General features: G+C 64.8%; 12 protein-coding genes, 1 tRNA gene and 1 pseudogene. 4 read left to right on the top strand and 10 right to left on the bottom strand.

Annotated elements, in window-relative coordinates; all coding sequences use genetic code 11:
• From nuoK to C487_RS08945, 10 genes are all read right to left on the bottom strand, one after another.
• A complete protein-coding gene (gene nuoK, locus C487_RS08990) occupies nt 1–306 on the bottom strand; it encodes an NADH-quinone oxidoreductase subunit NuoK (RefSeq protein WP_006181260.1) in 306 nt (101 codons plus the stop codon).
• A complete protein-coding gene (locus tag C487_RS08985; RefSeq protein ID WP_006185425.1) occupies nt 303–740 on the bottom strand; it encodes a hypothetical protein in 438 nt (145 codons plus the stop codon). The genes nuoK and C487_RS08985 overlap by 4 nt, the downstream gene beginning before the upstream one ends.
• Nucleotides 737–1,009, bottom strand: a complete 273-nt coding sequence (locus C487_RS08980; RefSeq protein ID WP_006185424.1) for an NADH-quinone oxidoreductase subunit J — start codon at nt 1,007–1,009, stop codon at nt 737–739. The genes C487_RS08985 and C487_RS08980 overlap by 4 nt, the downstream gene beginning before the upstream one ends.
• 39 nt (nt 1,010–1,048) lie before the next feature.
• A complete protein-coding gene (locus C487_RS08975) occupies nt 1,049–1,510 on the bottom strand; it encodes a NuoI/complex I 23 kDa subunit family protein (RefSeq protein WP_006185423.1) in 462 nt (153 codons plus the stop codon).
• The gene (locus tag C487_RS08970) at nt 1,507–2,628 is read right to left on the bottom strand and encodes a complex I subunit 1/NuoH family protein (protein ID WP_006185422.1); all 1,122 of its coding nucleotides are present in this window, start codon (nt 2,626–2,628) and stop codon (nt 1,507–1,509) included. The genes C487_RS08975 and C487_RS08970 overlap by 4 nt, the downstream gene beginning before the upstream one ends.
• A gap of 1 nt (nt 2,629) precedes the next feature.
• Entirely contained in the window at nt 2,630–4,285 is a 1,656-nt protein-coding gene (locus C487_RS08965) for an NADH-quinone oxidoreductase subunit D (RefSeq protein WP_006185421.1), read from the bottom strand.
• The gene (locus C487_RS08960) at nt 4,282–4,989 is read right to left on the bottom strand and encodes an NADH-quinone oxidoreductase subunit B (protein ID WP_006185420.1); all 708 of its coding nucleotides are present in this window, start codon (nt 4,987–4,989) and stop codon (nt 4,282–4,284) included. Before C487_RS08960 ends, C487_RS08965 begins: the two co-directional genes overlap by 4 nt.
• On the bottom strand, nt 4,986–5,390 hold the full coding sequence (locus C487_RS08955) for an NADH-quinone oxidoreductase subunit A (protein ID WP_006185419.1): 405 nt from the start codon (nt 5,388–5,390) through the stop codon (nt 4,986–4,988). Before C487_RS08955 ends, C487_RS08960 begins: the two co-directional genes overlap by 4 nt.
• A gap of 292 nt (nt 5,391–5,682) precedes the next feature.
• Nucleotides 5,683–6,321, bottom strand: coding sequence for an AIR carboxylase family protein (locus C487_RS08950; RefSeq protein WP_006185418.1), 639 nt, complete (start codon nt 6,319–6,321; stop codon nt 5,683–5,685).
• A gap of 77 nt (nt 6,322–6,398) precedes the next feature.
• Nucleotides 6,399–7,562 (bottom strand): 5-(carboxyamino)imidazole ribonucleotide synthase, encoded by a 1,164-nt coding sequence (locus C487_RS08945; RefSeq protein WP_006185417.1) that lies wholly within the window; start codon nt 7,560–7,562, stop codon nt 6,399–6,401.
• A gap of 279 nt (nt 7,563–7,841) precedes the next feature.
• Between C487_RS08945 and ribH the strand changes: the two genes are divergently transcribed.
• From ribH to C487_RS08925, 4 genes and pseudogenes are all read left to right on the top strand, one after another.
• The gene (gene ribH / locus C487_RS08940) at nt 7,842–8,276 is read left to right on the top strand and encodes a 6,7-dimethyl-8-ribityllumazine synthase (protein WP_006185416.1); all 435 of its coding nucleotides are present in this window, start codon (nt 7,842–7,844) and stop codon (nt 8,274–8,276) included.
• On the top strand, nt 8,273–9,418 hold the full coding sequence (locus C487_RS08935; protein WP_006185415.1) for a pyridoxal phosphate-dependent aminotransferase: 1,146 nt from the start codon (nt 8,273–8,275) through the stop codon (nt 9,416–9,418). Before ribH ends, C487_RS08935 begins: the two co-directional genes overlap by 4 nt.
• Nucleotides 9,419–9,576: 158 nt before the next feature.
• A tRNA-Gln gene (locus C487_RS08930) sits at nt 9,577–9,679 on the top strand.
• 832 nt (nt 9,680–10,511) lie between these two features.
• Nucleotides 10,512–11,172: pseudogene (locus C487_RS08925) on the top strand (flippase); the annotation flags it as partial.
• Nucleotides 11,173–11,575 lie beyond the last annotated feature (403 nt).

Below are 11,575 nucleotides of genomic sequence, written 5' to 3'. Positions count from 1 at the left end.
TTACCACCTCATCGTCGTCGGAACCGTGACATCGACATCACGGAAGTTTCGGTACAGCACCAAGATGATTCCCAGTCCGACGGCCACCTCTGCGGCAGCGAGCGCCATCGTAAACAGCGCGAACAACTGCCCCGTGAGGTTGCCGTGATAGAACGCGAACGCGATCAGATTGATATTGGCCGCGTTCAGCATGAGTTCGACGGACATCAGGAACAACAGTGCGTTGCGACGCGTCAGGACCCCGAACAGTCCGATACAGAACACTGCCATCGACAGCAGTACGTAGTACTGCACGTCGACGGTCATCGGTTCTCACCTCCCGTCTGGGTCCGGAAGCTGCCATCGGAGCGGTTCCCACCGTCGGCGACGGCCGGCTCCCGGCCCTCGTCGCTCGAGGCCTCGCCGGTGCTCGAGAGCGCGGACACGGGTTCGCCACCCTCCTCGCGTTTCGCGAGGACGAGCGAGGCGTCGAGTGCGGCGTCGAGCGCGACGGCGACGAGCAAGACGGCGGCGAGGAACGGTTCCGTGCCGCCGATCGTCTGCAGTTCGTCGAAGCCGAACAGGGCGTAGCCGAGTTCGGCCGTGATCGAGACGTCGCTGGGGAAGCCGGCACCCGCAGCCGTCGTCATCGGCTCGAAAGCCGTGTTCAGCGTGATCAGTGCCATCACACCGAACAGTCCGACAGCGAGTAGTCCCGGCACCAGCGTCTTGCCGAGTCGGAGTTTCGGACCGGTCGTCATGCCTGTACCACCTCGTCTGCGTCGGTGTCGTCGCGCTGGGTCAGCATGACGGCGAACGTGATGAGGACGAGGACCCCGCCCACGTAGACGAGGACCTGCATCATGGCGACGAACTCCGCCGCCAGCATCACGTAGTGGACCGCCACGCTGAGCAGCGCCACGCCCAGCAGGAGCGCCGAATGCCACGGGTCCTGCATGAGCACGACACCCACCGCGCTGGCCAGCGTTACGACGGCGAACAGCGCGAACGCGATCAGCTCGTAGTTCATGGTTGTTGGTAGTGCCCGTTTGCGGGACGGGCGGACCCGTTACTGATAGTCGACCTCTCCGTCGCCCTCACCGACCCACGCGTCCCGGTCGGGTTCACGGGAGGCGAGCGGGTCGATGTCCTTGTACCACGGTACCGCTTTCAGCTGCTCTTTGTTGTAGACGAAGTCGTGTTTCGTGTCCGCGGTGAACTCGAAGTTCTCCGTGAGCAGGATGGCGTCGACGGGACAGACCTCCTCGCAGAGCCGGCAGTAGATACACTGGCCGATGTGGAGGTTGTACTGTTCGCCCTGTCGCTGATCGTTCGTGACGATCTGGATCGTATCGTTCGGACAGACGTTCTCGCACTGGCGACACCAGATGCACCGCTCCTGACTGAACTTGTGGACGCCGCGGAATCGCGGCGAGACGTCGGGTGCGGTCTCCGGATACTCCACCGTGAAGGTGGAGCCGTCCAGTGCGTGTTTCATCGTCGTTGCCATCGATTTGAGTATCCCGATCATGCTATCAGCCCCACGATTGCCGCGGTCAAGACGAGATTGGCAAAGGAGAGGACGAGGAGGCCCTTCCAGCCGATCTCGATCAGTTGGTCGATCCGGACGCGGGGAACCGCCGAACGCAGCCACTGCGTCGCGAAGAACACCGCCCAGATCTTGATGATAAACCAGACGATGCCGAGCGCCGCCGGTCCGGGCCCGGCCGGGCCGCCGAGGAAGATCGTCGCGATGATCGCCCCGCCGAGGAAGATGTGGAGGAACTCCCCGAGGTAGATCAAGACGAAGTAGACCGAGGAGTACTCGGTCTGATAGCCCGCGACGATCTCGGTCGGTGCCTCGGGCGTGTCGAACGGGTTACGACCGACCTCCGCGAAGTTCGCCACCAGAAAGAGGACGAACGCGAAGGGGTTGACCAGCGCGTACCACGAGGGAATCGAAATCCCCGCGATCGTAAGCAGCGGTTTCGCCTGTGCCGAGACGATTTCGCCCATCTGCAGCGTGCCGGCGAAGATCACGATCGACATCCCGGTGATGACCAGCGGGATCTCGTAGGCGATGTTCTGTGCCACCGCGCGGAGGCCGCCGAGCAGCGAGTACTTGTTCGACGACGCGTAGCCGGCCATCACCAACCCGAGGCTGGCGATCCCCGAGATCGCGAAGACGTATGCCAGCCCGACCTCCGGGTCGGCGAGGTGAATCCCGCTGCCCATCGGAATGACGGCGAACCCGAGCAGCGCCGACGACGCGACGACGATCGGCGCGAGGTCGTACGCCGGCCGATCCGCGTTTTCCGGAACGACGAGTTCCTTCGAGAGGAGCCGCACCGAGTCGGCGAGGATAATGAAGAGCCCTGCCGGTCCGAGTCGGTTCACGGCGATCCGGTCGGTGAACGCGGCGGTGATCTTCCGTTTGGCCCACGGTCCCGCGACGCCGGTCATCGCGAGCATCAGGTTGCCGACGATGAAGGCCGCGATGAAGGTCGCGAGCAGTTCGCCGCCGAGGCCGAACCCGTCGAGGCCGGTCAGCTCGCCGAGCCGTTCGGGAAGCAAGACGGTATCCTGTAGCGGCACCGTCGGCGGTACGGACGGCAACGTGGCCGCGCCTGCGATCTGGCCACCGGTCATACTACCGGTCCACCTCCCCGAGCACGATATCGAGGCTCCCCAGCGACGCGATCAGGTCCGGGATGTACTCGCCCTCGGACATCTCTGGCAGCGCCGAGAGGTTGTGGAAACACGGACTCCGGATCTTGAACCGACCCGGCTTGTCGGTGCCGTCCGAACGGATGTAGATGCCGAGTTCGCCCTTCGCGCCCTCGACGCTGCGGTAGATCTCCGTGTCGGCGTCCGGTTTGAGCGTCCGGGGGACGTTGCTCTGGACGGTGCGTTCGTCCTCCGGCCAGTCCTCGAGCAAGTCGAGACACTGCTCGATGATCTTCGCCGACTCCTCGACTTCCTGCATACGTACGAGGACGCGGCTGTAGTTGTCACAGCCGTCCTCGGTCACGACGTCCCACTCGAGGTTGTCGTAGTAGCCGTAGGGGTCGTCCCGTCGGATGTCGTAGTCGATCCCGGAGCCACGGGCGACGGGGCCCGTACAGCCGTACTGTTTGGCCACCTCGGGCTCGAGGATACCCGTGTCGTGGGTCCGAACCTGGAAGATCTCGTTGGCGGTCAGCAGGTCGTGATACTCGTCGACCTTCGCGGGGAGGCCGTCGAGGAAGTCGCGGGTCTTCTCGATGAACTCCTCGCGGGGGTCGGGCAGATCCCAGGCGACCCCGCCCAGCCGGAAGTAGTTGAACATGAGCCGCTGGCCGGTGAGATCCTCGAGAATGTCCTGGACGACCTCGCGGTCGCGCATGCCGTACTGGAAGATGGCCGTGAAGTCGCCGTAGACGTCCAGCGCGAAGGTCGCAAGCGCGAGCATGTGGGAGGCGATCCGACACAACTCCGCGCCCATCGTCCGGATGATCTGCGCGTACTCCGGGACGTCGATGTCCGCGAGATCCTCGGCCGTGCGCGCGTACGCCCACTCGTTGAGGAGACCGGCGGAGACGTAGTCCCAGCGGTCGGGGTAGGGCATGATCTGGTGTCGGTAGGTCCCCTGCTGGCACATCTGCTCCTCGCAGCGGTGCAGATAGCCGATATCGGGGTCGACATCGACGACCGTCTCGCCGTCTAACACCGTCTCGATGTGGAGCACGCCGTGGGTCGCCGGGTGGTGGGGACCGATGTTCAGGAACATCGTATCCGACTCGTCGTCGTGGTGGTCCGGCTGGACCGGGTTGGCGTGTTCGGTCAGGGTCACGAGCTGGGGCTTCTCCTGGTCGTACCCCTCGGAGAGCGGATGGCCCTGCCAGGTCTCGGGCAGGAGGATGCGGCGCGGGTCGGGGTGGCCCTCGTAGTCGATGCCGACGAGGTCGAAGGCCTCCCGTTCGTGCCAGTCGGCGGTCCGGAAGACCGGTTCGGCCGTCTGGCTGACCGGGTCGTCGGTCGTCGTCGGGACGACGATCGACACCTCCTGGGTCGGGTCCGCGTATTTTCGGAGGTGATAGATCGACTCGTAGCGGTCGGCGTACTGCTGTGCGGTGAGGTTCGCGAGGTGGTCGAAGCCGGCCTCATCGCGCAGGTCCGTCAGCACGTCCTGGACAGCATCCGGCCGAATGACGAATCCCGGCGCGTTCAGGTGATCGTCACGCGCGAGCGCGCGGTCACCGACCAGCGCCTCGAGTTCGTCCTCCGTCACCGCGACCGATGGCTCTCGCTCGAGTCCCGTACTCATGGTGAATCAGCCCAGTTGTAGCGCATAACGAGGTCTTCCTCGTCGATGTCGTCGGCGAGCGTCTGGACGAGTTCGTCTTTCGGCAGCTCGCCGAACTCCTCGAGTTCGTAGGGCTTGACCACGACGGGCGTGGATTCGCCGTTGCGGATCCGCTCTTGGAGTTTGGCGATACCGTAGACGAGCGCCTCCGGCCGCGGCGGGCAGCCGGGGACGTGGATGTCGATGGGGATGATCTCCTCGGCACCCTTGACGACGTTGTACCCCTCCTGGAAGGGGCCGCCGGAGATCGTACACGAGCCCATGCCGACGACGAACTTGGGTTCGGGCATCTGGTCGTAGACCCGCTTCATGCGGGGGCCGAACTTCGAGACGATCGTCCCGGGGACGATCATCACGTCGGCCTGTCGGGGGGAGGCCCGGGGGACACCGGCTCCGAAGCGATCCAGGTCGTGTTTGATCGCGTACGTGTGCATCATCTCGATACTGCAACACGCGATCCCGAACTGGAGCATGAACATGGAGTTGCCCCGTACCCAGTTCATGAACTTGTCGAACTTCGTGAGAATGAACGGCGTCGAGCCGAAGGCCTCCCGAAGCTTCGAGTTGAAGCGATCGTCGGCACCCTCACCGATACGCGAGTCGCGGGTGTCGGTCGACGGTGCGGTGCTGTCGTAGATCTGTTGGCGTGGTTGTTCGCTACTCATGGTCTGTCAGTTTCCAGCTGGCGGGGTGTCCGTGCCCACTGTACTGCGCCCGTACGCCACGCCCACGCGAGACCGACGAGCAGGATGGCGACGAACAACAGCATCGGCCCGAGCGCGCGGACGAGCGGGATATCCGCCGCGAGCGCATCCTGATAGGCGACCGCCCACGGGAAGAGGAGGACGGTCTCGATATCGAAGACGACGAACAGCAGCGCAACCATGTAATACTGGATATTAAATCGGATGCGCGTTCCGCCGGTCGGAATCTCGCCGCTCTCGTAAGTGGCGCGTTTGCTCGTTTCGGGCACGGTGGGCCGCAGGAGATACGATACCGCCATCATCCCGAACGGTATCAGTACCCCGACGAGCGCCAGCGCCCCGATGGCGATCCAATCATTCATCTCCGTAACGTTCGAGGGTTCAAACCGCACGCACATAAGGGTTGATTCTTTGTTTTTCGGGGAAACACGGGCCGAGACGCGACTTCAGCGAACGGAGACCCTCGTGAATAATCACCGTATACTAGCCGTCGCCGTCCGGGCCATGAACGGAGCAGTAATACGCTATTATTCGAGCCCGAAACCGGCCGCGAAACGCCCTCGAGGCGGTAATTCGTTTTTCACGGGCGGATCGAAACGACTGCCCCGGCCGGCTCTCGACCGTCGACCGCCGGCGGCTCGTGACCGCACCGAATTAGCGATCCCGATCCCCGAACGCCGGTGTGCCCCCGTCGTGGAGTTCTCGCGAGACCGCTCCCACGCCCTCGCGCAGGCTCTCGTGATAGGCTACCAGCCGATCGTGAACGGCCTCGTGCTGCCGGGCGAGAATCTGTGCGGCCGACAGCGCCGCGTTGAACGATTTGCCCGCGTCGACCGCGACCAGCGGCGCGCCCGTCGGCATCCCGATAACGCTGTCGACCGACTTCTCCTGGACCGGGACGCCGATCACCGGCAGCGGGTACGCGATCGAGGCGGTCATGTTCGGCAGGTCCGCCGACTTGCCGCCCGCACCCGCGATGATCACCTCGAGCCCGCGCTCCTCGGCGGTCTCGGCGTAAGCCGTCATTAAGTCCGGCGTCCGGTGTGCCGACGTGACATACGTCTCGAACGTGAACCGGGCCGCAGGCGGGGACTCGTACTCGGTCTGCTCGGCGAAGCCGAGTTCATCCACGAAGGCATCGTACGCGCCGCGGCGCGTCCCGCCGGTCAGCATCGTCTCGAGATCGGAGTCGCTTCCCATGACGATCCCGACGTCCGGCGTGTCCTCGGTCGGACGGTCCTGCTCGGCTTCGTCGTGGAGTCGGTCGATCAGGTCGGTAACGCTGTCGCTCATGGGTGGTGATCATCGGGGAAGCGACTTGAAACGGTGGTATCCGAGGCGAGAAAGCGTGACGACCGGGACCGAAGGCGTTACGCGCGGAACGTGACGGCGGCCACGAGATCGCGCGCACGCTCGAGTAATTCCTCGCGCGAGGCGTCAGCATCGCCCGCCGAGAGCGTCACGTGCCCCATCTTCCGGAGGGGTCTGACCTGCCGCTTGCCGTACCAGTGGAGGTTCGCGCCGGGCGTCTCGAGGATTTCGTCGAGCCCACGCAGCTGTGCGGGCCGTTCGTCGTCCACATCGCCGAGCAGGTTCGTCATCACCGTCGGCGAACGGAGCGCCGTCGAGCCGAGCGGCCAGCCGAGGACGGCCCGTACGTGTTGCTCGAACTGGGACGTTTGCGCGCCCTCGATCGTCCAGTGGCCGGAGTTGTGCGGACGCGGCGCGATCTCGTTGAGGAGCACCTCGCCAGCCGTCGTTTCGAAGAGTTCGATCCCGTACACGCCGCGGCCGTCCATTACCTCGAGCACGTCGCGTGCGACCGCGTGAGCGCGCTCGGTTACGGTTTCGCTCGAGCGTGCGGGAACGACGGTCTCCCGGAGGATCTCCTCCTCGTGAACGTTTTCCCCGATCGGGAAGGTCGCGATCTCGTCGTCGCCCTTGACCGCGATGACCGAGACCTCGCGCTCGAAGTCGACGAACGATTCGACCATCGCGGGGCCGGCGACCGACTCGAGGGCCTCGTCCGCTTTGGCTTTCGATTCGACGGGGACGTTGCCGCGGCCGTCGTAACCGCCGGTTCGAGCCTTGAGCATCACCGGCGCGCCGTAGTCGTCGATCGCAGTACGGATGTCGGCGGCGTCCTCGACCGCGCGGAACGGCGGGACGGGAATCCCGGCGTCGGCGAGCTCGCGTTTCTGGACGAGTTTGTCGTGGATCGTCTCGAGGGTCGACGGCTTCGGGTGCACCGGCGTTTCGGTGGCCTCGCTCACCCGATCCATCACGTCCTGGTCGGCGAGTTCGATTTCGAACGTGAGCACGTCGGCACGCGCGGCGAGTTCGCGGATCCCCGCTTCGTCGTCGAACCCGGCGACGATCTGGTCGCGGGCCACGGGCGCGGCTGGGCAGTCCGGCGTCGGGTCGAGGACGACAACCTCGATGCCCAACGGCGCGGCCGCCTCGGCGAGCATCCGCCCGAGCTGTCCCCCTCCGACTACGCCGATCGTCGGTCCCGGTGTTCGTAGCGTCGTCATCGCGTGGCGATTGTCGACACCCGCGCTTAAGAATTCCCAAACGGCCCGCTCTCGAGGCTGACTCGAACCGTCTCAACCCGTTGCTCGCGCGTCCGCCGTCGCCCCGACACACATCCTCGAACGTCCTCGATTGCCCCGTCCAGTGGTCCGAGTGCCCGATTTCGGAGCGTCCGTTCCCGACGACCGAGCGTCGTGCGGGACACCGCGGTGTGTCGTTACGGGGCGCGTCGGTCACACGAGAACGGTACCTCTTTTACCTGTCCTCCCTACCGCTCGCCTATGACCACGCTCGGACTGGTGGTCGCGGAATTCAACCGACCGATCACCGAGCAGATGGAGCAGGAGGCGTTCGAGGCGGCTACCGCCGCGGGTGCCGAGGTGCACGAGACGGTCCACGTGCCGGGGGCGTACGACGCGCCGCTGGCCGCCGATCGGCTCGCCCGCCTCGACGACGTCGATGCCGTCGTCGTCATCGGCACCGTCATCACCGGTGACACGGATCACGATCAGGTGATCACCGACGCCACCGCACAGCGACTCTCCGATGTGAGTCTCGAGCGCGACACGCCGGTCACCCTCGGCGTGACCGGCCCCGGCATGTCCGCCGCCGAAGCCCGCGAGCGCGTCGAGAACGCCGCGAACGCCGTCGACGGTGCGCTCGATCTCGTCGACGAACTACCCGACCCCAGTTCCGCCGTAGATTCCCACCAATGACGATGGAATTCACCGACCGCGTCAGCCGAGTCGAACCGTCCGCAACGCTTGCGATCTCCGCGCTCGCCACCGAACTCGAGGCCGAGGGCGCAGACATCGTCGACTTAAGCGTCGGCGAACCCGACTTCCCGACCCCGGAGAACATCGTCGCGGCCGGCAAGGACGCGATGGACGCCGGCCACACCGGCTACACCACCTCCGCCGGCATCCTCGAGTTGCGCGAAGCGATCGCCGACAAACTGGCCGACGACGGCCTCGAGCACGACTCGGACGAGATCATCGTCACGCCCGGCGCGAAGCAGGCCCTCTACGAGGTCGTCCAGGCGCTCGTCGAGGACGGCGACGAAGTCGTCCTGCTGGACCCCGCATGGGTCTCCTACGAGGCGATGGTCAAGATGGCCGGCGGCGATCTGACCCGCGTCGACCTCTCCGAGACCGATTTCCAGCTCGAGCCCGCGCTCGACGAGCTCGCGGCCGCGGTCTCCGACGAGACCGAACTGCTGGTCGTCAACTCGCCGTCGAACCCCACCGGGGCGGTCTACTCCGATGCCGCGCTCGAGGGCGTCCGCGATCTCGCCGTCGAGCACGACCTCACCGTCATCTCCGACGAAATCTACAAGGAGATCACCTACGGCGTCGAGCCGACGAGCCTGGGCACGCTCGAGGGGATGGCCGACCGCACCGTCACGGTCAACGGCTTCTCGAAGGCCTACTCGATGACCGGCTGGCGGCTCGGCTATTTCGCCGGCCCCGAGGAGCTGATCGATCAGGCCGGCAAACTCCACAGCCACTCCGTCTCCTCGGCCGTCAACTTCGTCCAACACGCCGGTCTCGAGGCCCTCGAAACCGAAGCCGCCGTCACGGAGATGGTCACGGCCTTCGAAGAGCGCCGGGACCTCGTCGTCGATCTACTCGCCGAACACGATGTCGATGTCGCCGTCCCGGAGGGTGCGTTCTATATGATGTTGCCGGTAGCCGAGGACGATCAGGCGTGGTGCGAGGGCGCGATCGAGGACGCCCACGTCGCGACGGTCCCCGGCAGCGCGTTCGGGACCCCCGGCTACGCGCGAATCTCGTACGCCGCGAGCGAGGCGCGACTCGAGGAGGGTATCGAACGGCTGGCCGAGGAAGGCTACCTGTAACGCGTGTCCACGACGGAACGCGCCGCTTCGAACTGCGCGACGAGTAGCGTTTTCGGTCCGAGTCGCGGCTGACATCGGTGATCGGAAACACACCACCACCTCACGACGAAAAGTAACACTATTGTGCGGTGGCAGTCTATCCGGTAGATGAAGTAAGCAGTCCCGTGGTGTAGTGGCCAATCATATGGGCCTTTGGACGTGTTCGGTTCGTTCCGTCACGGAAGACAGCCCATGACGGCGGTTCGAATCCGCCCGGGACTATTTTCGCGCGAACAACTCCGTGAGCGCGAAATGTCTTCGGCGGGTCGAGCCCAGAGGACGAGAGGATTCGAGTCCTCGCGGTTCGAATCCGCCCGGGACTATTCTGCGACGAACGGACGTGTGGAGCGAATCGTCCAGTGGATTCGAGTCTTCGCGGGTCGACTCCAACCGGGACTGCAGTCGCCAGAAGCGACAGTTTGTTCTCGACGAGACGGTCCCATTCGATCGTCGCGTCCCCGGCCACAGTCCACTGGCGGCCCGAGTGTCCGTGCATTCGACTACTCGCCTCGCTGGTTCTCACGTCTCGAGGCGCGAATGAGTGCCACACGCCTACCGAATCCCGAACAGCGCCGGGCCCCGACGACGTGAACAGGCCTCGTCCCGCGTCCCGTCGGTTACTGCCTCGAGTCTCCTGTCTACCAACGAGTGGGCGACATCGGTATCGGACCCGAACCGATCGAGGGGCGGTGAGAAGTCGGGTCGTGGTTCGACGGCTGGCCGCTCGCGCGAGACGGGTCGGTGAGTACGGTCGTCCGCGCTTCGCCACCGACCACGTCGGCGTGACGGGTGCCGCAACCGGCGGGCTGTACCGAACGCTGTCTCGAGGGCCGCGCGGCCACTGTGCGAACAGGGCGAAACCACCGCTGTGCCCGTTCTAACAACCTCATAATAATCAGTTCACTATCAGATTTGGCCGCTATGGTTGGTCCAAGCGGTATCGACGGATCGGGCGGGACGGAGATCACGGCCGCACGCGCGCTCTCCGTCGGTCGCGACGGTGAGTCGAACGGGGGTCGGCAACGAACGTGTCGCCGACTGTACGACGTGGCCGGACGTCGCCGTTCCCATCTACTTCGGTGCCGAGGCCGAGCCGGCGATCACGCCCCTGTTGCTGTTGCTCCCCGGCGCGCTCGGCTTCGCCCTCGCGCGACCGATTCTCGCGATCTCGCAGGGGGAGGGAACGCTTCGATACCCGGTCGCGGCCACCGGCGGCGCGGCGCTGCTCAATCTGGGACTCAACCTCGCTACGGGATGCGAGGTGCGGCCGTCGAGACCAGCATCGGATACGGATCGATGTTCGTCTGCCACTGCTGGAGCGCTCGACTCGTCGGGTTCGATCCGCTCGCGGACGCCCGGCTCGGTCGCGCAGTTCTGACGACCGTTCTCGCGGCCGTTCCCATCGTCGCCCTCTCGACGGCGATCTCGAACCCGTGGCTCGCGCTCGCAGTCGTCCCGCCCGCCGGGTTCGTGATCGTCGTCACGTTCGTGCTGCTCGTCGGCGCACTGGACCCGGCAGAGCCGTTCGAGGTGCTGTCGCTGGCCCCCAATCCGATCGGCTCGCGGGCGGCCACGATACGGGTGTCGCTCGAGGACGATGGCGGCGAACGCGAAGTTGGTTCCAAAGCCTGCTGTTCGTCGCCGGCCTGTCGCTGCTCGTCTCCGGACTCGCGCTAGAAATCGTGAAGTCGGAAGCCGTGTTGATCTCGCCCTAAGGGAGGCGAGCAGTCGACAAACGGTCCGATCTCAAACCAAAAGCGAGATCCACGAGGTCACTTCACGGAACATCGATTACTACCGGAGACGTATTTGGTGGTGTGTCTCAGTCAAAACGCAACCAGTCGAAGCATAGGCGTTCCTAACCGGCGGCTGACCGACACATCACAGCGAATTTCGTCGGTGTGACGAGATCGATTTCGGCAACCCCTAGCTTCAAATAGATCGCGATTGTACAATATGACAGAGATGGCAAAGAACACCCTTAATAGGATCTGGAATCGGCTTGCTGACCGCTATAACCCGGATAGTGACTCCGATTGTTGCGGAAGTAATATCGTGGAATCCCAATCCGAAACTGACGGCTCCGAATCGGAAAACTGCTGCGAATAAACGACGCAA

The organism is Natrinema pallidum DSM 3751, from assembly GCF_000337615.1.
Taxonomy (GTDB): domain Archaea; phylum Halobacteriota; class Halobacteria; order Halobacteriales; family Natrialbaceae; genus Natrinema; species Natrinema pallidum.
The sequence above is the reverse complement of the archived record's forward strand: the minus strand, read 5'-3'. Positions and strand labels throughout refer to the sequence as shown.